The organism is Streptomyces sp. NPDC085524 (assembly GCF_044541755.1).
Classification (GTDB): domain Bacteria; phylum Actinomycetota; class Actinomycetes; order Streptomycetales; family Streptomycetaceae; genus Streptomyces.
Genome location: NZ_JBITTH010000013.1, coordinates 21,774 through 43,935 on the forward strand (window position 1 = coordinate 21,774; position 22,162 = coordinate 43,935).

12 protein-coding genes are annotated in these 22,162 nt (G+C 74.2%); 7 read left to right on the plus strand and 5 right to left on the minus strand.

Going from position 1 to position 22,162, the window contains the following annotated elements:
- The first annotated feature begins 93 nt into the window (after positions 1–93).
- The 6 genes from ACIGFK_RS21035 to fxsT all read left to right on the plus strand — a co-directional run bounded on the left by ACIGFK_RS21035 (position 94) and on the right by fxsT (position 11,606).
- Positions 94–2,169, plus strand: a complete 2,076-nt coding sequence (locus ACIGFK_RS21035; protein ID WP_376656699.1) for a trypsin-like peptidase domain-containing protein — start codon at positions 94–96, stop codon at positions 2,167–2,169.
- Positions 2,170–2,200: 31 nt separating this feature from the next.
- On the plus strand, positions 2,201–3,301 hold the full coding sequence (locus tag ACIGFK_RS21040; protein ID WP_400053082.1) for an AAA family ATPase: 1,101 nt from the start codon (positions 2,201–2,203) through the stop codon (positions 3,299–3,301).
- A 6-nt stretch (positions 3,302–3,307) separates the two neighbouring features.
- Entirely contained in the window at positions 3,308–6,703 is a 3,396-nt protein-coding gene (locus tag ACIGFK_RS21045) for an SAV_2336 N-terminal domain-related protein (protein ID WP_400053084.1), read from the plus strand.
- An 85-nt stretch (positions 6,704–6,788) separates the two neighbouring features.
- Positions 6,789–6,980: an FxSxx-COOH cyclophane-containing RiPP peptide gene (gene fxsA / locus ACIGFK_RS21050; protein ID WP_376656696.1), complete on the plus strand. Its 192-nt coding sequence runs from the start codon at positions 6,789–6,791 to the stop codon at positions 6,978–6,980.
- A 296-nt stretch (positions 6,981–7,276) separates the two neighbouring features.
- Positions 7,277–8,533 (plus strand): HEXXH motif domain-containing protein, encoded by a 1,257-nt coding sequence (locus tag ACIGFK_RS21055; protein ID WP_376656695.1) that lies wholly within the window; start codon positions 7,277–7,279, stop codon positions 8,531–8,533.
- 70 nt (positions 8,534–8,603) lie between these two features.
- The gene (gene fxsT, locus ACIGFK_RS21060; protein ID WP_376656694.1) at positions 8,604–11,606 is read left to right on the plus strand and encodes an FxSxx-COOH system tetratricopeptide repeat protein; all 3,003 of its coding nucleotides are present in this window, start codon (positions 8,604–8,606) and stop codon (positions 11,604–11,606) included.
- Positions 11,607–11,657: 51 nt separating this feature from the next.
- Here fxsT and ACIGFK_RS21065 read toward each other — a convergent pair whose 3' ends face one another.
- From ACIGFK_RS21065 to ACIGFK_RS21085, 5 genes are all read right to left on the minus strand, one after another.
- Positions 11,658–13,682 carry a PA14 domain-containing protein gene (locus ACIGFK_RS21065; RefSeq protein WP_376656693.1) on the minus strand — a complete coding sequence of 675 codons (2,025 nt, stop codon included), beginning with the start codon at positions 13,680–13,682 and terminating at the stop codon, positions 11,658–11,660.
- A gap of 170 nt (positions 13,683–13,852) precedes the next feature.
- Positions 13,853–17,716: a multifunctional oxoglutarate decarboxylase/oxoglutarate dehydrogenase thiamine pyrophosphate-binding subunit/dihydrolipoyllysine-residue succinyltransferase subunit gene (locus ACIGFK_RS21070; RefSeq protein WP_376656692.1), complete on the minus strand. Its 3,864-nt coding sequence runs from the start codon at positions 17,714–17,716 to the stop codon at positions 13,853–13,855.
- Between the two features lie 270 nt (positions 17,717–17,986).
- Positions 17,987–19,057 carry an ATP-binding protein gene (locus tag ACIGFK_RS21075; RefSeq protein WP_376656691.1) on the minus strand — a complete coding sequence of 357 codons (1,071 nt, stop codon included), beginning with the start codon at positions 19,055–19,057 and terminating at the stop codon, positions 17,987–17,989.
- Positions 19,054–19,794: a response regulator transcription factor gene (locus ACIGFK_RS21080; RefSeq protein ID WP_376656690.1), complete on the minus strand. Its 741-nt coding sequence runs from the start codon at positions 19,792–19,794 to the stop codon at positions 19,054–19,056. Before ACIGFK_RS21080 ends, ACIGFK_RS21075 begins: the two co-directional genes overlap by 4 nt.
- Before the next feature lie 243 nt (positions 19,795–20,037).
- On the minus strand, positions 20,038–20,658 hold the full coding sequence (locus ACIGFK_RS21085; protein ID WP_400053088.1) for a hypothetical protein: 621 nt from the start codon (positions 20,656–20,658) through the stop codon (positions 20,038–20,040).
- A gap of 103 nt (positions 20,659–20,761) precedes the next feature.
- Here ACIGFK_RS21085 and ACIGFK_RS21090 point away from each other — a divergent pair, with 103 nt between their 5' ends.
- The gene (locus tag ACIGFK_RS21090; RefSeq protein ID WP_400053090.1) at positions 20,762–22,114 is read left to right on the plus strand and encodes a hypothetical protein; all 1,353 of its coding nucleotides are present in this window, start codon (positions 20,762–20,764) and stop codon (positions 22,112–22,114) included.
- The last annotated feature ends 48 nt before the right edge of the window (positions 22,115–22,162 follow it).

The following is a 22,162-nucleotide window of genomic DNA, read 5'->3' on the forward strand; positions in this document are numbered from 1 at the left end:
GATTCCCGCCAGGATAATCCGCCTACCGGCAGGGACCTCCCGCCGGCGGCGGCGCCGGGTCTAGCCTGGATGCCTCACGAGCGGGGGGCGCGGATGACGGACGGGCGCACGAGCGGGTCCGTACGCGCCTTCGAGCTCCTCGAGCCCCTCGTTCTGGCCGCGACCGTACGCGTCCACGCCCCGCCGGACGGGTATGGAACCCCTGGGCCCGGGACCACCTGGGGGAGCGGCTTCTTCATCGCCCCCGGCTGGGTCCTGACGTGCGCGCACGTGGTCGGCGAAGGGGGTGGGGCCACCATGCGCATCACCGGGCGCGAGGTCGGCATCACCTTTTCCTCCGCGGGCACCGGCGGCACCGGGACCGTCGTGGGCCGCGTGGAGCGCGTACTGCCCGAACGGCTGGAGGAACGGCGCCCCGCCCGAGGCGCCCTGTGGGACCTGCCCGACCTGGCCCTCGTGAAGGTGCTCTCGCCCGTCTCGCACGCCTGCGTCTGGCTGACCGACCGCTCCCGGCCCCGCTTCGACGAGGCCGCCTACTTCGGCTGCACCGAGGACCTCGGCACCCCCGAGATCACCGGACGCACCACCCGGCTGCTCGGCATCGCGGGCAACGGCGCCGCCATCCGGCTCGGCGACGACGACGAGATCGAGCCCGGCATGTCCGGCGGGCCCGTGGTCGACCTCGCGCGCGGCGAGGTGGTCGGCGTGGTCAAGGCCCGCCGGCACACGGGAGGCGGGGGACTCGCGGTGTCCGTGGTGCAGCTGAGGACCCTGCCGGCCGGCGAGGACGGGGAGACCGGGCTCTACCACCGCGTCATGCAGGCCCACGACCGGCACCACTACGACGAACACCTCAGCGACCTCGACACCCGCCGGACCTGGACCGACGTGCAGGACGAGCTCGCCGCGCCGGACGGAGACCCGTACGGCGGGCGCGGCCGGCTCGCCCCCGGCGAACGCACCGCGCTGTTCGGGCTGCTCGCCGAACTGCCCCCGCCCGGCTCCTCCGAGGTCGTACGCGCCCTCGTCGAGGCCGCCCGCGGCGAGGAACCGGACCCGCACCCGCCCGCCCCGCTGAGCTGGCGCGACGGCATCGGCATGCTGTACGACCCGCCGAGCGGCCGGGGCGAGGCAGAGGCCATGCTCCGCTACGCCACGGACGTGAGCGTGGCCGGCCACCGCGAGCCGTCCGCCCCCGGCGCGGACGAGGACCTGTGGGAGTGGACCCGGGCCGCGGCCGTGCGCCTCTGGCGCCCCCAGCGGCGCGAACTGGGCGAACGCCGGGAACGGGGCCTCGTGGACCGGGCGGAGCGGATGCGCGCCATGGCCGGGCGGGTGGTGCGCGGCCCCGCGGCCCGCCGGGCGGACGGTCTGACGGGCGGTGCCTCGGCGCTGCTGGAGCTGTGGGCGCACGCCTGGGAGACGGACGTGTACGACTGGCGGGTCTCGGTGCTCGCGGGCCCCGCGCACCCGGGGCGGCTGACCCCGGTGGACTCCGGCGTACGGGCCGTGATGCGGGAGCTGCCGGAGGTGCTGCGGGCCCCGCTCGCCGAGGCCTTCCGGCGCGCGGACACCGACGAGGCGGCCGCCATGCTCGAAGTCGCCGTCGACCCCGAGCTGTTCGGGGCGGCGGTGGACGACTGGCGGCTCGTGGGCGGACTGCCGGTGGGGGTGCAGCGGCCGGTCGTCTTCCGGTGGGCGGCCGGCAGCCGGGCGCCCCTGCCCGAGGCCGCCGCCCGCTGGGCCCGGGTGCAGGCGGGACCGCTCCTGGACGAACGGGCCGACTGCGTGCGCGGCCGTCCGCGCAGCCCGGCGCCGCAGTGGTCGGCCGGGCTCCCGGACAACACCGTGCCCGTGCACTGCCGGGCCCCGGCGCGGGAACCCGCCCTCGGCTCGCTGCACGCCGTACGGGACGCCGGCTACGGGGTGGTGGTGATCCGGCGGCCCCCGGCCGACCCGGCGGCACCCTGCGCCCCCTTCCACCGCGGACAGCGGGAGGAACTGGCCGCCGCCGCCCGGGGCGAGGCGCTGCCGCGGCGCCTGCAGGCCCTGCGCGGGCGGATGTACGAGGCGGATCCCGACGCCTACTGGGCCGCGGGATCGGGACTGGTGTGGGAGGACCCGGCGCGGCCGCTGCCGGACGACGAGCCTCTGCAAGGCGATCTGTGACGGCGCGGCAGGACTCGACGAGGGAGCGTCCATGAACGACGAGTGGCTCATCTACCGCGGTGTCGGAGAGCCCCATGACGGGATCGACGCACTGCCCGACCCGCCGCCGTGGCGGGACTTCGACGGCGCTCCGGTGGACGAACCGGAAGACCCGGAGGCACCCGGCGGCTCCCCGGCGGCCGGCGCGGCCGGCGCGGCCGGCGCGGCCGGCGCGGCCGGCGCGGCCGGCGCGGCCGGGGCGGCCGACGGGGCCATCGCGCGGCGCCTCGGCGCCCACCGCCAGGCCGCCGAGCTGCACCGGCCCGAACCCGAGGAACTCGAGGCCATCAACGCGGCGTTGTACCTGCGGCGGCCCCTGCTCGTCACCGGCTTCCCCGGCACCGGCAAGTCCACCCTCGCGCACGCCGTGGCCCACGAGCTGAAACTGGGGCGGGTGCTGCGCTGGCCGGTGGTCTCGCGGACCGTGCTCCAGGACGGGCTGTACCGCTACGACGCCCTCGCGCGCCTCCAGGACGTACAGATCGCGGCGAGCGGAGGGGGCCGGGACGGCGGCCCGGGCGGCGTGCCCGGGATCGGCAAGTACATCCGGCTCGGACCGCTCGGGACGGCCCTGCTGCCCACCGCGCGGCCCCGCGTACTGCTGATCGACGAGCTCGACAAGAGCGACATCGACCTGCCGAACGACCTGCTCAACGTGCTGGAGGAGGGCGAGTTCGCACTCCCCGAGCTGGAGCGGGTCGCCGACACGGAACCCGAGGTGCGGGTGCTCACCGACGACGGGGCGAAGGTGACCGTCCGCGGCGGCCGGGTGCGGTGCCGGGCCTTCCCCTTCATCGTCCTCACCAGCAACGGCGAACGGGACTTCCCGGCCGCCCTGCTGCGCCGCTGCATCCAGCTCAAACTCGGCCAGCCCGGCGAGAAGCGGCTCGCCACCATGGTCCGCGCCCACCTCGGCGAGGAGGCCGCCCGCTCGGGGGCCGACCTGATCCGGGAATTCCTGAGCCGCTCCCAGTCGGAGCTGGTCGCCGCGGACCAGCTGCTCAACGCCGTCTACCTCACGCACTACGCCGCCCCACCCACCCGGGAGGACCTCGCGGACCTGCTCATCCAGCGCCTCGACCGCCCGAGGTGACCGGCCGTGCCCGAGCCCGATCCAGCCGTGCCCGAACCGGCCGCGCCCGCACCGCCCCCTGACCCCGCCGCGCCCTCACCGGCCCCTGACCCCGCCGCGCCCTCACCCGCCGCGCCCTCACCCGCCGCGCCCTCACCCGCCGCGCCCGCACCCGTCGCACCCGCCATCCGCGAACTGGCCGCGCTGCTGAGCGCCGCCGGACTCGACCCGTCCCCCGAGGAGATCGCCGACGCACTGTGGCTCGCCGGGCGGCTCCGGCGGCCGGGACGGCGCACCGGGACGCCCCCCGGGCGGGTGCGGGTCCCCGGCACGGAGGCGGAGGAACCGGTCAGGCCGCCGCCGGCCGACCCCGAACGGGCCGAGCCGGAAGCGGAGGACCAGGTCAGGCTCTACGCACCCGGCGCCCAGCCGCCCGCCGAAGCGGAGGTGCAGGGCGCGGAGTTCCCCGGGCACTCCGGCGTGCCCGTACGCGTGCCGGGCGCGGCCGCACTGCCGCGCATCCTCGACATCCAGCGGGCCCTGCGCGCCCTCCAGCGGCACCGGCCGCCCGCCCCGCCCACCCGCAGGGTGCTCGACGAACCGGCCACCGCCGAGGCCAGCGCGCGGGCCCTCGGACTGGTCATCCCGGTGCTCAGGCCGGAGAGCCGGCGCGAGGCGACCGTACGGCTGGTGATGGACGCATCGCCGTCGATGGCCGTCTGGCAGGACATGTTCGAGGAACTGCGCTCCGTGTGCGAGCGGCTGGGTGCCTTCCGCGACGTCCAGGTGCACTACCTTCACCGGCTCGCCGACGGCACGGTGGTGCTCGGACGCGGCCCCGTCGCCGGAGCCGGACTGCGCTCCGCGGACCAGCTGCGCGACCCGACCGGACGGGCCCTGACCATGGTGGTCTCCGACTGCGCCGGACCGATGTGGCGCGAGGGCACCGCCCAGCGGCTCCTGCACCGGTGGGCCGAGTGCACCCCGTGCGTGGTCGTGCAGCCGCTGCCCCAGCGGCTCTGGGGGCGCAGCTGGCTGCCGACCGAACGGGGCACGCTCGCCCGGGTCGAGGGAGCCGGCGGGAGGCTGAGGTTCCGGCCGGACCGGCCGCCGCTGCCGGGACGGCTCACCGGAGGGCTGACCGTGCCCGTGCTGCCGCCCAGCCCGACCGCCCTCGGCGCATGGGCCCGCCTCGTCGCCGGACTGGGCAGCGGGCCGGTACCGGCCGAGGTGGGCCGGGTGCTCGCCGACCATCCCGGCGCGACCCCGCCGCCGCCCAGGGCCGCCCGGCCGCCGCGCGAGCTGGTGGGACGGTTCCGCTCCTCGGCCGCGCCCCGCGCCGTACAGCTCGCCGTGTACCTCTCGGCGGCGCCGCTCACGCTGCCCGTGATGCGGCTGGTGCAGCGCACGATGCTGCCCGACTCGGAGCCCTCCGACCTCGCGGAAGTGCTGCTCAGCGGGCTCCTGCGGCGCACCGGCCCGACCGCCGGGCAGTGGTACGAGTACGTGCCGGGGGTGCAGGACGTGCTGCTGGGCCCGCTGGGGCGGGACGAGGCCGCACTGGTGCTCAAGCACTGCTCCGAATACGTACTGGCGCACTTCGGGCGGGGCGTACGGAACTTCCCCGCGCTCGCCGTCTCGCAGCTCACGGGCGCACCCGCGCCCGCACCGGCGGCCGAGGGCCCGGCGGACGGCGCGGCGACCGCCCAGCCCGGGCGGCTCCCGCAGGCCTTCGCCGAGGTCTCCGCGAAGGTCGTACGGCGCTACCTGCCGGGGATCCCGGGGGAGGACCCGGGAGACGGCCCGCTGATCCGGGAGCCGCTCCCGCCGCCGGTACGGGCCCGGGCCGTACGGGCCGCCCGCGCCCGGCTCGCGGACGGCGAGGCGGACGGCGACCCGCGGGCCCTGTACGAGGCCGTGGCCGTGCTGCGGCGGGCGGTGGCGGCCCCGCCCGGCCCCGGCGACCCGCCCGAGGAGGCCGAGACGGAGCTGGCAGGGGCCCTGCTGCGGCTGTGGGCCGCCCAGCGGGACCCGGAGCTGCTCACCGAGGCCGAGCGGGCCCTGACCGGCCTGCGGACCCCGCCCGCGCGGGGCCTGCGGGGCCGGGTGCTCCACGAACGGGCCCTGGCCGCCGTCCCCGACGCGGAGCTGCTGGAGGCGGCCGACCGGGAGTTCGCGGCCGCGGGCGCCGCAGCCGCGAACCCGCGGCTGCGCCGGGACTGCGCCGTACGGCGGGCCGAAACCCTGATCCGGCTCAGCGCCCTGCGCGAGGACCCCTCCGCCCTGCGCGAGGCCCGTGCCGCCCTCGAACCCCTCGCGGGCGCCGCGCCCGGCCTGAGCCCCGTCTTCGTCCCGCACCCCGAGCTGCAACTGGCCCTGGGCCGCGTCCTGCTGGCACTCCTGCCCCACACGCCGGCCCCGGCCGACCGCACGGCCCTGGCCGAGGAGGCCGCCGCCCGCCTGACCACGGCCCTCACGGCCCTCCTCGCCGACCCCGCGACGCGGACCGCGGAACGGGGCGCCGAACGCGCCCGGCGGGTGGCGGGCGTACGGGTGGAGCTGGCGGGGGCGCTGCACCACCTGCCCTGGCGGCTGGGGGAGGCCGCCGGACAGCTGGCGACCGCCCTGGAGGAGGCCGGCGGGGATCCGGAGCTGCGGGTGGCCGCCCTCGTGGGCCAGGCCCGGCTGCACCGGGCCCGGTACGCCCGGGACGCGGACCCGGCGGCGCTGGAGGACGCCGCCGAGGCGTACGGCCGGGCCCGGCGGCTGATCCCCCGCGACGCGGAGGTCTTCACGGAACTGCTGCCCGAATGGGGCGACGTACTCCTGGACCGGGCGCGGGCCGCCGACGGAAGGCGGTTCACCGGCGCGGCCGTGCGCGTACTGCGCGACAGCCGGGCGGCGGTCCCGCAGTCCGACCCCGGCTCCGCGCACCGGCTGCGGCGCCTCGCCACCGGCCTGCGGCTGCGCCACGCGTACGAGGGTGACGCCGTCGACCTGCTGGAGGCGGAGCACCTGCTGGAGCTGGCCGCCCGGCAGAGCCGCAGCCCCCTCGACCGGGCCCGGGCCCTGCGGGACCACGGCGACGTACAGCAGGAGATCCACGCCCACACCCGGGCCCTGGACCGCCTCGACCGCGCGGCGGACTCCTACCGGCGGGCCTGGCGGGCGGCCCTGGAGGCCGACCGGTCGGAGCACGGGGAGCACGGGGAGCACGAGGAGCGCGCGGACGGCGCCCTCCGGCTGGCGGCCCGTGTGCAAGAACTGCGCGGGGAGGTGCTGGAGAGGCTGGCCCGCCCCCGCGCGGCCCTCGACGCGTACCGCTCCGCACTGGACCTGTGGACGCGGCTCGGCCCGGACGCCGACGAGGAGCGGTGCGAGGCCCTGCGCACCCGCGCGCGCGCCCTCGAAGCCGACCTCTGAGCAGTTTCCGCACGCCGGAGGAGGGGAAAGGGCAGTGGACCGTCGAAGCCGCAGGAAGCCGAACCAACAGGGGGACGGGCAGCCCATGGTGACTCAGCATCAGGAAGCAGTCGCGCGCCGCGAGTGCTCTGGACGGCTGCCGGACCTCTCCGGGCTGGACCTGGCCGCGCTGCGCGGGATAGACGACCCCGCGCTCGCCCACGTGATCGAGGGCATGGTCGAGCGCGTGACCCACCCGGCCGAGATCCTGAACGCCTACGACGACCCGGGAACCTGAACCGCCCCTTCCGGCATTGCGCGATCCCGACACGGGTTTGACCACTTTCCGCCGTTAGCAGGGACCCGGCGGGGGGCAGGGATGGACCGTCCGCAGCGGGGAGGTGCAGCGATGAGCCGAACGATCACGAACGGGTGTGGGTCCGCTGCACGGGGCTCCGCCCCGGCCCCCCCTCCTCAAACGCCGGAGGGGCTGGATTTCCCCGGGCCGCGAGCTTCGACGGTCCGGCCCGGTCCGCCGGGGCCGGGCCGGAGCCCCGGCAGCGGAACCGCGCCCGCGCGAGCAGGCGGCGGCTCGTGACCGCCGTGCCCGCCGCCTTCCACGTCCCCTCCCGCACCCTGCGCGCCCTCGCCTCCACCGAACCCAGCGCCGACGGCACCCGCCTGGTGCGCGACGTACGGCGCTCCAAGCGCCTGCTCCTGCTGCGCGCGGTCCTCGACGCCGCCCCCGGCGGCCGCTCCGGGGCCGCCGCCGACCACTGGGCCCTCCTCGAGGAAGCCGAGCGCCGCGACCCCGACGCGGTGCGCGACGTACTGCACTACCCCGCCACCGGGGTATGGGCCGAGGAGACCCTGCGCCGCCTCCACGCCCCCTCCGGACCCCCGGCCGACCTCGGCCACCTCGGCGCCCTCGCCGTCGCCGCCGCCCTGCGGGCCCGGATCGCCTTCACCCACACCCTGCGGCCCCTCCACGGCCGGCTCGCCCTGCCCACCCTCGGACTGCTGCGCCCCGACCGCCCCGGCCCGCTCACCCTCACCGAGCGCTCCTGGGACCCCGAGGACCCCGCCATCCTGCCCCTGCACGCCCTGCCCGGGGGCCGCACCGCCCTCGACGACCTCGACCCCTACCGGGCACCCGGCCCCGCCCGCCCCGCACCCGTCCGGCCCGCCCGCCGGCTCACACCCCGCGGCCACAAACGCTGGGACACCCAGTGGACCGGCGCCCTCACCCTGCTCCAGCGCTACGACACCACCCGCGCCCAGGAGACCGTCCAGCTGCTGCGCTCCGTCGTACCGCTCGGCGGCGGCTCCCGGTCCAGCGGCGCCACCCTCCCCGCCGCCGCGGGCTCCGTCCTGGCCCGCGCCCAGGCCCCGCCCGCGCTGGCCGCCACCCTCGTCCACGAGGTGCAGCACGGCAAACTGACCGCCCTCACCGACGTCCTGACCCTGCACACCGCCGACCGCACACCCCGCCACTGGGCCCCCTGGCGCAGCGACCCCCGCCCGCTGGAGGGACTCCTCCACGGCACCTACGCCCACCTGGCCCTCGCCGGTTACTGGCAGCGGGCCGCCCTCTACGGAGCCCGCGGCGCCTGGGCCCAGCACGCCCGGATCCGCGCGCAGGTGGCCTGCGTACTGCCCGTCCTGTGCGCGCACGAGCGACTGACCCCCGCCGGAAGGGAGTTCACGGAGGCGATGGCCGCCGCCGAACGTGCCATGGACGAACTCCCGCCCCCCGGAGACCAGCACACCGCCGCCCGCCGCGCCGTCGACCGCGAACGCCGCGCCTGGTGCGAAGAACACCCCGAACTCGTCCCGTTCGTACAAGGTTGACGGACCGTCCGCTGCGGTAGGTTTTCAACCCCGTCCACTGCCACTGCCCGGATTCCAGGGAGACGGCCGCATGACCACCGGTACTCGGCAGGACCAGGGCCCAGCCGCCGGCCCGCAGCGCTTCGTCATCAGCTTCGCGGGCTTCAACCGCCCCTGGGCCGTGTGGATCGCCCACCGCCTCGAGGAGCACGGCCACCGCGTGTCCCTCCAGCGCTGGGACCCGCAGAACAGCACCGGCCTCGACCAGGCCCTCGACGACCTCGCCCGCTCCGGCAGCCGGGTCCTCCTCGTCCTGTCCGAACGCTACTTCTCCGCCGGCACCCACACCGACGAGGAGTGGAACACCGCCCTGCGCACGGTCACCGACGACCACCCCGACCGGTTCGCGGCCGTCTGCCTCACCGACGCGCCGCTGCCCAGCGCCGTGGCCGTGCTGGAGAAGACCGACCTGTGGGGCCTGGACGCCTACGAGGCCGAATACCGCGTGCTGCGCCGCCTGGAGCTGCCCACCGACCGCATCGGCACCGAGACCGGCCGGCGCGGACCCCGCTTCCCCAACGACCCGCCCGAGATCTGGGGCCGCGTCCCGCGGCGCAACCCCCGGTTCACCGGACGCAACGACGTCATCGGCACCCTGCGCGAAGCCCTCGCCGAAGCCCCGCCCGGCGCGTCCACCGTCACCCTCCTCGGCCTCTCCGGAGTCGGCAAGACCCAGGTCGCCACCGAGTACGCCTACCGCTTCGCCTCCGAGTACGACGTCGTGTGGTGGGTCCCCGCCGAGGACCGGCCCACCCTGCGCGAACGCCTCGCCGACCTGGCCCCCGCACTCGGCCTGCCGCGCGGCGCGGGCAGCTACGGCGAGCAGATCCGCGCCGTACTGGAAGCACTGCGGCGCGGATCCCCGTACGGCCGCTGGCTGATGGTCTTCGACGGCTGCGACAACCCCGACGACCTCATCGACCTGCTGCCCTCCGGCGCGGGCGACGTCATCATCACCTCCCGCAACCGCGAATGGGCCACCCGGCACACCAACCTCGTCGAAGTCCCGCTCTACGCCCGGCCCGAGTCCGTCACCTTCATCCGCCGCCGGGCCCGCCGCCTCACCACGGACGAGGCCGACCAGCTCGCCGAGGCGCTGGAGGACTACCCGCTCGCCCTCGACCAGACCGCCGGCTGGCTCGCCGACTCCCCGCTGACCGTCGGCGACTACCTGGCGCTGCTCCAGCGCCGCCTGGACTCCCGCGAAGCCGTCACCGTCTCCGACGACTACCCGCTGCCCTTCCCCACCGCCCTGGCCATACTCCTCAACAACGTACGGGAGAACTTCCCCGACGCCCTCGCCCTGCTCAGGCTGTTCGTCTTCTTCGCCCCCGGCCCGGTGCCGCTGCGGCTGCTGCGCGAGTTCCCCGCCGACGACGTGCCCGAACAGCTCGCGGGGCTGATCAACGACCAGATCCGGTGGAACGCCGCCCTGAACAAGCTCGTCCAGTTCTCCGTCGTCCGCCTGGAGTACTCGGACCTGTCGGACGACGAGGGCGGCGGCGGGCTCGAAACCGTGCAGCTGCACCGCATGGTCCACGGCATCGTCCGCGAGAACCTCTCGGAGGAGGAGGCCGAACCGCTCTCCCGCGCCGTCCGCCAGGTCCTCGCCGCGGCCGACCCCGGCCGGCCCGCCGACTCCCGGCTCTGGCCCCGGTACGCCGAACTCATCCCGCACCTCGGCCCGTCCGGGGTCGTCACCAGCACCAACCCGCGCATCCAGACCTTCCTGCTGCACTGCCTGCGCTACCTCGTCCTCGCCGGGGAGTACCGCACCTGCCTGCGGCTGTCCGAGGAGACCGACCTGGTCTGGCGGACCATGCTGGGCGAGGACCACCCCAAGGTCCGCGAGCTCAGCTACCACTACGGCGGAGCCCTGCGGAACCTCGGCCTGTTCCGGCGGGCCGAGGCCCTCACCCGGGCCCGCGCCACCGAACTCACCGAGGAGCGGGGCGACCGCGACCTGGAGACCCTGCGCGCCACCAGCTCGTACGGCGGGGTCCTGCTGTGCATCGCCAAGTTCGAGCCGGCCCGGGAGATCTTCGAGCACTGCCTGAACACCTACCGCGAGCTGCTCGGCGAGGACGACTCCACCACCCTGGCCGCCCAGAACAACCTCGCCGCGACCTACCGCCTCCTCGGCCGCTACCAGGACTCCTACGACCTCGACCTGGACACCCTGCGGCGCCGCGAGCGCGTCCTGAAGGCCCACCACATCTCCACCCTTTCCTCGGGCATCGCCTGCGCCATGGGGCTGCGGCTGATGGGCCGCTACCGCGAGGCACAGACCCGCCAGGAACAGGGCCTCAAGGTCAACACCCAGGTACTGGGCCTCGACCACCCCCAGACCCTGCGGGCCGAGCACAACCTCGGGATGTGCCTGCGCCGCTCCGGGGACATCGCCGGCGCGGGCCAGCGGCTGCGGATCGTGTGGGAGCGGGCCACGCGCGTCTTCGGCGTCGACTACCCGTGGACGCTGATGGTCGCCTCCGACTACGCGACCTACCTGCGGGAGTACGGGGACGTCGGCGAGGCCCGCCGGATCTCCGAGGACGTGGTCCGCGGCTACCAGTCGCAACTCGGCCTCGCCCACCCGTACAGCATCGGCACGGTCGGCAACCTGGGCCTGATCCTGCGCGCCCAGGGCGAACGGGCCGAGGCCCTGTCCCTCGCCGAACAGGCGCTGGTCGGCATGCGGGGCGCGCTCGGCGACCGCCACCCGTGGACGCTGGGCTGCGCGCTGAACGCCACCGGGCACCGCAACATCACCGGGCACCGGGAGGACGCGCTGTCCCTGAGCCGGGAGACCCTGCGGGGCGCGGAGGAGGTACTGGGGCCGGACCACCCGATGACGCTGAGCGCGCAGATCGCCCTGGCGGCGGACCTCCGCTCGGTCCGCGAGGACGAGGAGGCGGGCAAGCACGAGGACGCGGGCATCAAGGCGCTGACCCGCACCCTGGGCGCCCAGCACGTCCACACGGTCTCCGCGAAACAACGAGTCCGCCCGTACTGGGACTTCGAGCCCCAGCCGTAGCCCGCGGGGAGGCAGGGGCGGGGCGTGCTCCGCCACCGCCCCCCTTCCGTCCTACGGGAGGTGCGGCGGGAGGATCGCGTAGCTCCCGCCGGGCGCCGACTCCTTGCCGTCGGCGTACACGGCGGTCACCCGGTAGAAGTGGGTGGCACCGGTGGCCGGGCCCGAGTCCGTGTACGCGGTGCCGGTGACGGGCTTGGCGGTCAGCTTCTCGTACGCCTTGGTGGCCGGGTTCCACCGGTAGGCCAGGTAGCCGGTGGCGTTCGGTACCGCGTTCCACGTGAGTTCCACGGCGGTGCCGGAGGCTGCACGGGCGGCGCCGAGGGCGACCGGTCCGTCCTCGGGAGTCTCGACGGACGGCGTCACGTCCAGCTCGGTCACGCTCGTGACCGCGGCCTCGCCGGTCCACTGGAAGCTCGAATTGCCCGTGGTGTCGACGGCGTCGACGAAGAAGCACCGCTCTTCGCCGTCCGGCAGGGTCTCCACCAGGTACGAGGTGTCCGTCTTGCCGAGGTACGCGCTCACGCCGGCCGAGCAGACCTCGCCACCGAGCAGGGTTCCGCTGTGGACCTCGTAGCGCTGGAGGTCGGGAGCCGGGTTGGCGTTCCATTTCAGGACGATGCCGTAGGCGGTGGCCTGCGCGGTCAGCCCCGTGACCGCCGGGGGCGGGGTCCGGTCCGTGGCACCGGTGGTGACGGTGGCCGTGCCGGAGTCCACGGAGGTGTTGCCGGCGTACCGGTCGGTGCCCCAGCCCTGCACCACGTAGTGGTACGTGGTGCCGGCGGCGGTCCCGTTGTCCTGGCAGGTCCACTGGACCTGCCCGTCCGGCAGGGTCTTCGAGGTGCGGCTGCCGCAGAACACCTCCGCCGTCCGGGTGTCCACCGGGAGGGTGGTGGAGCGGAAGACGCTGAAGCCCTCGTAGGCGCCGTCCGTTCCGGGGCGGACCTTCCAGGCCAGGTCGACGTAGCGACCCGCCGCCGGAGTCGCGGCGACCTCGTGCGGCGCCGCGACCGGCCGGCGGGCCGTCGCCGCCTCACCGAAGCGGGAGGCCCGGCCGGCCGAGTCCAGGGCCGAGACCTGGTACGCGGAGACGACCGAGCGCGGGGCGTCGGTGTCGACGAAGCCCGCGGTGGTGGTCCTGCGGACCGTGGGGTCGCCGGCGCGCTTGACCAGGTAGCCGGTGGCTCCGGGGGATGCCGGCCAGGTCAGGGAGATGCCCGTGTCCGCCGCGGTGGCCTTCAGCGGCCCGGGGACGGCGGCGGTGGACGTGGTCACCGGCTGTCCGGCGGTCGCGACGGAGAGGTTTCCGGCCAGGTCGACGGCGCGCACCTGGTACTGGTAGGTACGGCCGGCGCCTTCGGGCGGCTGCTCGGTGAAGGAGGTCGCCTTCGTGGACCCGACCCGGGTCCAGGTGGAGGTGCCCTCCGGCCGTCGGTAGACCCGGTAGCCGCCGAGGTCCATCTCCTTGTTCGCGGCCCAGGCCACCTTCACCTGCGCTGTGGTGTTGTCGAGCGCCGACGTGACGCCGGCCGGGGCGACGGGCTTGACCGTGTCGTCGGCCGCCGAGGTCCGGGGCGCGTAGCCGAACTTGACGCCGGCGGCGCCGGTCCAGTTGGCGGCGTTGACGCGCAGGGTGTGGGTGCCCGGCGGAATCGTCACGTTCACGGTCTGCGTCTGGTCGGCCGAGACGTCCTTCCACAGGTCGATCTGGCGGACCCCGTCGAGGTAGACGCGTATCCCGTCCTGGCCGGAGGCGGTCAGGGTGAACGGTCCGCCCGACCCGAAGTCCCGGACCAGGGTCCAGCGGACGCCGAAGTTGTCGGCCGGCAGTCCGGCGGCCGGGGCACCGAGACCCCAGTTCTCGTCGACCGCGGTGTCGCAGTCGGTCCGTACGGGCGTCCCGGTGAACGTGGCGTCGGGGAAGAAGACGCGGGTGAACCGGGGCGACGTGCAGGTCACTGATGCGGCGGCGGTGTCCGCGGCGGCGGAGGAGGTGCCCGCGGCGGTGACGAGTCCGCAGAGGGTGGCGACGGCTGCAGAAGCGGCGATGCCGCGAAGCAGCCGGGGAGTTGTGGTCACGTAGGGGAAGCCTGTCCGTGGAAGAAGAAGGACGGGCGGTCACATGTGGGGCTGGTCTTCCGCCGAGCGGACTCTACTGGCCGCGTGCCGGGTCGCGCGAGGGCGATTCCCCACAGCCGGAAGGCCCGGCCCTCTCGACAGGGGGCCGGGCCTTCCGGGTGCTACGGGGATCAGGCTTCGAAGACCTCGTTCAGCAGCAGCTGCTGCTCCGCCTGGTGGCGCTTCGCGGAGCCTACCGCGGGGGACGAGCCGTGCGGACGCGAGATGCGCCGCAGGCGCTCGCCCGCCGGGACGTCCGCGCCGACCGCCAGGTCGAGGTGGTCGATCAGGTTCAGCGCGATGAACGGCCACGCACCCTGGTTCGCCGGCTCCTCCTGCGCCCAGATGTACTTCGCCGCGTTCGGGAACTTGGCGATCTCCGCCTGGAGCTCCGCACCCGGCAGCGGGTACAGGCGCTCGATGCGGATGATGGCGGTGTCGGTGATGCCGCGCTTCTCCCGCTCGGCCTCCAGGTCGTAGTAGACCTTGCCCGCGCAGAACACGACCTTGTTGACCGCGTTCGCGTCCACCGTCGTGTCGCCGATGACCGGACGGAACGAACCGGTCGTGAACTCCTCCGCCTTCGACGCCGCCGCCTTCAGACGCAGCATCGACTTCGGGGTGAAGACGACCAGCGGCTTGTGGTGCGGGTTGTGGACCTGCCAGCGCAGCAGGTGGAAGTAGTTCGACGGCAGCGTGGGCATGGCCACCGTCATGTTGTTCTGCGCGCACAGCTGGAGGAAGCGCTCCGGGCGGGCGGACGAGTGGTCCGGGCCCTGGCCCTCGTAGCCGTGCGGGAGGAGCAGGGTGACGCCGGAGGTCTGGCCCCACTTCTGCTCCGCCGAGGAGATGAACTCGTCGACGACGGTCTGCGCGCCGTTGACGAAGTCACCGAACTGGGCCTCCCAGAGGACCAGCGCGTCCGGACGGGCCAGCGAGTAGCCGTACTCGAAGCCCATGGCCGCGTACTCGGAGAGCAGCGAGTCGTAGACGTTGTACCGGGCCTGGTCGTCCGACAGGTACAGCAGCGGGGTGTAGTCCTCGCCCGTCTCCCGGTCGATGAGGACCGCGTGACGCTGGCCGAAGGTGCCGCGGCGGGAGTCCTGGCCGGACAGCCGGACCGGGGTGCCCTCCATGAGCAGCGAACCGAAGGCCAGGGTCTCGCCGAAGCCCCAGTCGATGGTGCCGTCGTCGATCATCGCCGCGCGGCGCTGCAGCTGCGGCAGCAGACGCGGGTGGACGGTGACGCCCTCGGGGATGTTGACCTGGGACTCGGCGATGCGCTTGACGACGTCCTGCGAGATCGCCGTGTTCACGGCGACCGGGAAGTCGGCCTGCGGGGCCGGGGCCGGCGCGGCGACCGCGGGCTGCGTGGCGGCCTCGCGGACCTCCGCGAAGACCTTCTCCAGCTGGCCCTGGAAGTCCTGCAGGGCCTGCTCGGCCTCTTCCAGCGTGATGTCGCCGCGACCGATGAGGGACTCGGTGTACAGCTTGCGCACCGAGCGCTTCTTGTCGATCAGGTCGTACATCAGCGGCTGCGTGAACGCCGGGTTGTCCGACTCGTTGTGACCGCGGCGGCGGTAGCAGATGAGGTCGATGACGACGTCCTTGTTGAACGCCTGGCGGAACTCGAAGGCCAGACGGGCAACGCGGACGACGGCCTCGGGGTCGTCGCCGTTCACGTGGAAGATCGGCGCCTCGATCATGCGGGCCACGTCGGTCGCGTACATCGAGGAACGCGAGGACTCCGGGGCGGCGGTGAAGCCGACCTGGTTGTTGATGACCACGTGCACGGTGCCGCCGGTGCGGTAGCCGCGCAGCTGCGACATGTTCAGCGTCTCGGCGACCACACCCTGGCCGGCGAAGGCCGCGTCACCGTGCAGGGCCAGCGGGAGGACGGTGAAGTCCGTGCCGCCCTTGTTGATGACGTCCTGCTTGGCGCGGGCGACACCCTCGAGGACCGGGTCGACGGCCTCCAGGTGCGAGGGGTTCGCGACGAGCGAGACCTTGATCTGCTCGCCGTCCAGGCCCGTGAAGGTGCCCTCGGCGCCCAGGTGGTACTTCACGTCGCCGGAGCCGTGCATCGACTTCGGGTCGAGGTTGCCCTCGAACTCGCGGAAGATCTGCGCGTACGACTTGCCGACGATGTTCGCGAGCACGTTCAGACGGCCGCGGTGGGCCATGCCGATGACGACCTCTTCGAGGCGGGCCTCGGCGGCCGAGTCGATGACGGCGTCGAGCAGCGGGATGACGGACTCGCCGCCCTCCAGGGAGAAGCGCTTCTGGCCGACGTACTTCGTCTGCAGGAAGGTCTCGAAGGCCTCCGCCGCGTTCAGGCGGCGCAGGATGCGCAGTTGCTCCTCGCGCTCCGGCTTGGTGTGCGGGCGCTCGATGCGGTCCTGGATCCAGCGGCGCTGCTTCGGGTCCTGGATGTGCATGAACTCGACACCGGTGGTGCGGCAGTACGAGTCGCGCAGCACGCCGAGGATGTCGCGCAGCTTCATCATCGACTTGCCGGAGAAGCCGCCGACCGCGAACTCGCGCTCCAGGTCCCACAGGGTGAGGCCGTGCTCGGTGATGTCGAGGTCGGGGTGCTTGCGCTGCTTGTACTCCAGCGGGTCGGTGTCGGCCATGACGTGGCCGCGGACCCGGTAGGAGTGGATCAGCTCGAAGACGCGGGCGGCCTTCGTGACGTCGTCGTCGTGCGAGGCGTCGATGTCCCGGAGCCAGCGGACAGGCTCGTACGGGATGCGCAGCGCCTCGAAGACGTCGTCGTAGAAGCCGTTCTCGCCGAGCAGCAGGTTCGCGACGATGCGCAGGAACTCGCCGGAGGCCGCGCCCTGGATGACCCGGTGGTCGTAGGTCGAGGTCAGGGTCATGACCTTGGAGATGCCCAGCTTGTTCAGGGTGTCCTGCGAGGTGCCCTGGAACTCGGCGGGGTAGTCCATGGAGCCGACGCCCATGATGACCGACTGTCCGGGCATCAGGCGGGGCACGGAGTGCACGGTGCCCAGGCCGCCGGGGTTGGTGAGGGAGACCGTCACGCCGGTGAAGTCGTCCATCGTCAGCTTGCCGACGCGGGCGCGGCGGACGATGTCCTCGTAGGCCTGCCAGAACTCGAAGAAGTTGAGGGTCTCGGCCTTCTTGATGCCGGCGACGACGAGCTGGCGGTCGCCGTTGGCCTTCACCAGGTCGATGGCGAGGCCGAAGTTCACGTGGTCGGGCTTGACCAGGGTCGGCTTGCCGTCCTTCTCCGCGAAGGAGTGGTTCATCGACGGCATGGCCTTGATCGCCTGCACCATCGCGTAGCCGATCAGGTGCGTGAAGGAGATCTTCCCGCCCCGGGCGCGCTTCAGGTGGTTGTTGATGACGATGCGGTTATCGAACAGCAGCTTCACCGGGACGGCGCGGACGGACGTGGCCGTCGGGACGTCGAGGGAGGCGTTCATGTTCTTGGCTACGGCAGCCGCCGGGCCGCGGAGCGTCACCAGCTCGGGGCCCGTGGGGGCCTCGGTGGCGGGCGCGGCCTTCTGCGGGGCTACGGAGGGGGTGGCGGGCGCGGCCGGTGCGGCGGCCGGGGCCTGGGAGGTGACAGTCACAGCAGGGGCACCAGAGGGGGTGGCAGGAGCAGGGGCAGGAGCTGACACAGGCGTGGGCGGCACTACGGGTGCCGCGGTGGCGCCCGCCGCCCCCGTGGCGGCGGCGTCGACGACCTGAGGAGTTCCGGCGACGGTGGTGGCGGCCTGTGCGGAGGCGCCGTCCGTCGTCGGGGTCTTCACGGGCTCTTCGGCCTTGACCGGAGCGGCAGCGCCCCCCGGCTTGTAGTCGGCGAAGAAGTCCCACCAGGCCCGGTCGACCGAGTTCGGGTCCTGGAGGTACTGCTGATAGATCTCGTCGACGAGCCACTCATTCGCGCCGAAGCCTGAGGCGGGGTTCTTCCCGCCTTCTGCTGCTTCGGTCGTGGTGCTCGGGTTACTGGGGGACTGTGGCGACACGGCGGCAACCGCCCTCTTCCGCTTCACAAGGTATGGACAGCGGGAATAAAGGCTACGCCTCCTGAACCGTGAGATGCAGACCGGACGGGAGATCCGTCGCGTAGGTCACATCGAACGGCGGGTTTCACCGTCTGGAATGGCGGGAAACAAGCGTGGTTCGGGTAGGGGGCACCGAGGTTGCGACCCCCACGGCTTCGCACCCCTGACGGACCCCGGCGCGTGTGGCCGAGATCATTTCCTTCCCACTCGAACCCTACGTCAACACGACGCCTATGAGCTGCCCGGAAGCGTGACGAGGATGCGGCAGCCGCGTGACGATTCGGCCACTCCGATCCGGCCCCCGTGCAGCTCCACGGCCCAGCGGGCGATCGCCAGGCCCAGCCCGGTGCCGCCGTCGCCGCCCCGCGCACTGCCCCGGTTGAACCGCTCGAAGACCCGGGCGCGCTCCGCCTCCGGGATGCCGGGGCCCTCGTCGCGCACCTCCAGCGCCAGGCTCCCGGGCGCGTCACCCGCCCGCGCGCGGACCGTGACCCGGCCGTGCGGGGGGCTGTGCTTGACCGCGTTGTCGATCAGGTTCGCCACCACCTGGTGCAGCCGCTCGGCATCCGCGTACGCCGTCAGCTCCGGCGGGAAGACGTCCAGGTGCAGGTGCACGTCGTTGCGGGTGTGCCCGCCCGAACCGGACAGCAGCCCCGGCCGGCCCGCGGCCGCCAGCCCCGACTCCTTCAGCACGCCCGACAGGTACGGCCACACCTCGAACCGCCGCGCCTTCAGCGGGACCACCCCGTTGTCCACTCTGGACAGGTCCAGCAGGGTCTCCACGAGCCGGCCCAGGCGCTCGGTCTGCTTCAGCATCGTGCGCATGGTCTCCGGATCGGCGGCCGAGACCCCGTCGACCACGTTCTCCAGCACCGCCCGCAGCGCCGCGATGGGCGTGCGCAGCTCGTGCGAGACGTTGGCGACGAGCTCCTTGCGGTGCCGGTCCACCGCCTCCAGGTCGTCCGCCATCAGGTTGATCGTGGCGGCCAGGTCGCCCAGCTCGTCCCGGCGCCCCGCCCCGCGCACCCGGCGCGTGTAGTCCCCGTGCGAGATCGCCCGGGCCACCGTCGTCATGTCGTCCAGCGGCGCCGTCAGGCTGTGCGCCACGAACTGGGTGATCAGCATCGAGGCGATCACCGAGAAGACCGTGATGAAGCGCAGCTCGGTGGCGGTGCGCAGGGCCACCAGGATCAGGCCCGTGGTGATGAAGACCGAGACCACGACGAGCGTGCCCAGCTTGGTCTTGATCGAGAAGGGCGAGAAAGGCCGCAGCCCTTCCCCCGGCGGCCGCCGGCCGGTCACGCCTGTGCCGGGGTCTCCAGGGCGTACCCGACGCCGTGGACCGTACGGATCCGCTCCGCGCCGATCTTCCGCCGCAGCGCCTTGATGTGGCTGTCGACCGTACGCGTCCCGGACGCGTCGGCCCAGTCCCAGACCTCCGCCAGCAGCTGCTCCCGGGAGAGCACCGCCCGCGGGGTCCCCGCCAGGCACACCAGCAGGTCGAACTCGGTGGGCGTCAGGTGCACGTCCTCCGCCTGCACCCGGACCCGGCGCTGCGCGTGGTCGATCTCCAGGTCGCCCAGCCGCAGGGTGGCCCCGCGCGGGGTGTGCGCGGCGAGGGTGGCCCGCTCCACGCGCCGCAGCAGGACGTGGACCCGGGCGGCGAGCTCGCGCATCGAGAACGGCTTCGTCATGTAGTCGTCCGCGCCGACCCCGAGCCCGACCAGCAGGTCCGTCTCGTCGTCCCGCGCGGTGAGCATCAGCACCGGGACCGGGCGCTGGGCCTGGACCCGGCGGCAGACCTCCAGCCCGTCGAAGCCGGGCAGCATCACGTCCAGGACCAGCAGCTCGGGCAGCCAGCTCTCGGCCGCGGCGACGGCCGCCGGGCCGTCCGCGGCCGTCTGCACCTGGAAGCCCTCGGCGCGCAGCCGGGCTGCGATGGCCTCGGCGATGGTGTGGTCGTCCTCGACGACGAGTACGCGCCGCTGGGCGCCAGGGGTCGCCGAAGCGCCGTTGTGGGTGGTGTGCGTCTGTTCCATGTCCCGTCCCGGTGCCGACCCGTGCCGGTCAGTGTGAGCCGATCCGCCCGACCTGATCCGTGTGATCCGTCTGGTCCGTCTGATCCGCTGATCTCGTGTGTCAGGGGTGCAGCGTAGAGGAGGCTCCGGCGTGCGGCTATGCAGGGTTCCGATAGGCCGTTTTGGATCGAAAGTCCTGATGGGGGCCGGTATGGGAGGGGTGAGTGCTGCGTCGGAGGCCGTGTCGGAGCCCGTGTCGGAGGCCTACCCCGTGAACGGGGGGAGGGCCGCCAGTACGGCCTCCAGGGCGGGCGGCATCGACCCCTGGTCGGAGGCCACTTCGAAGCCGTCGTGGACGAACGCGTACGTGTACCCGTCGTAGATCACCGGGCCGCCCGTGGAGACCCTGGGCAGGTGCGCGAAGTCCGCCTTCGCGAGGGCCGCGTTCAAGGCGTCGAGTTCCTGCGGCGACATCTTGCCGGTCCCCGCGGGCTGCGCCTTGACGTCGAGGCGGGTCCAGGAGCCGTCGCCCTTGACGACCACGGTGTGCGTCTGGCCGGCGAAGCCGCCCGTGCGGGTGACGCGTACGAGGGTCTCGGTGGCGTTGCCCGGGTTCCGGCTCGGGGTCTGGCTCTGGCCCTGGCCCGGGCTCCGGCCCGGGTTCGTGCTCGGGCTCTGGGAGGGCGGCGGGGGCTTGTCCCCGGTGGAGGTCGGGGAGCCGGACGGGAGGCCCGACGGGAGGCCCGACGGGGCGCGGGACATCGAGGCGTCCGGCGAACCGGCCGGCCCGCAGCCCGCCAGGACCGCGGCGCCCAGCAGGACCGCCCCGGCCAGCCGTACCGCCGCACCCGGCCGTACCGCCGCAACCGTTCGGAACGTACGCACACCCACCTCCGCAGGTACTCGGACCGAACCACGAGTATGGAGGCCCCACAGCCGCAGCGACAGCACCCCGGAGGCCGACATCCCCCGCATCGCCCCCTGGCGCGTGCTGCCCCCGCTGCTCGCCGTCCTTCTCGGCCTCTGGGGCCTGGAACGCGGCGGCAGCATGTGGCGCGACGAGTCCGTCACCTGGCAGGTGGCCCACCGGCCGCTCGGCGGGATCTGGCGGCTGCTCGGCGAGGTCGACGCCGTCCACGGCCTGTACTACCTGCTGATGCACGGGGTGTTCGCCGCCTGGGACGGCGGCCTGTGGGCGCTGCGGCTGCCCTCCGTCGCCGCCACCGCGCTGGCCGCGGCGGGGGTCGCCGCCGTCGCCCACCGGCTCGCGGGGGAGCGGGCGGCGCTGCTCGCCGGCCTCGGGTACGCGGTCCTGCCGCCCGTGCAGATGTACGCGCAGGAGGGGCGCTCGTACGCGCTCGTCGCGGCGGCGGTCGTGTGGGCGACCTACCTGATGCTGCGCGAGCGCTGGACCGCCTACGCGGTGGTGCTGCTGCTGGGCTGCTGGCTGCACGAGTTCGCGGTGCTGGCGCTGCTCGCGCACGCGTTCGCCGGGTGGCGCTCGCGGGGGTGGCGGGTCGCCGCCGGGGCGGTGGTGCTGCTGCTCGTGCCGCTGGCCGTGGTGAGCGCGCGGCAGGCGCAGCAGCAGCTCGGCTGGCTGGGGCGGCCGAGCTGGCAGGACTGGACGGCGTACGGGGTGCTCGCGGTCGGCTGCCTGCTGCTCGCGCGGGGCGCGGAGCGGGGGCTGGTGCGGGTCGCGCTGCCGCTCGCGGTGGTGCCGCCGGGGCTGCTGATGGCGGTGTCCCTGGTGCACCCCTGGTACGTCGACCGGTACGTCCTGTACGCGCTGGCCGGATTCGTGCTGCTGGCGGGGGCGCGGCTGGCGGAGGTGAGGCCGGCGGAGGTGCGGCCGGCGGGGGTGCGGGGGTGGTTGCCGTGGCTGCTCGTGGGCGTGCTGCTGGTGCCGCCGTTCGGGTGGTGGTCGGTGTGGCTGCGCACGCCCGACAGCCGCAAGGACGACGTCCTCGCGGTGGCCGCGGCGGTCCGGGAGCGGGCGCGGCCGGGGGACGCGGTGGTGTTCATGCCCTCGCGGCGGCGCGAGTGGCTGCTGTCCTCGCCGGGGGTGTACGGGGGGCTGCGCGACGTGGCCCTGGACCGCTCCCCGGCGGGCTCGCACAGCCTCCAGGGCACGGAGCTGCCCCCGGAGGCGGTGCGGGCGGCGCTGCTGGCCTCGCCCAGGGTGATCGCCCTGCTGGACCCGGAGGGCCAGCCGCTGGACCCGTACCCGGGGGAGGCGGTGAAGCGGGAGGTACTGGCGGCGGGCGGGTTCGAGCGCTGCTCGGTGACGGCGGTGCGGGGGGCGCGGGTGGCGGTGTTTGCGCGGGCGGGGGAGTGCGGTTGAGGCGGTGCCGGGGCGGGGTGGCTCCGGGGGGCCGAACCCAGCCCCACC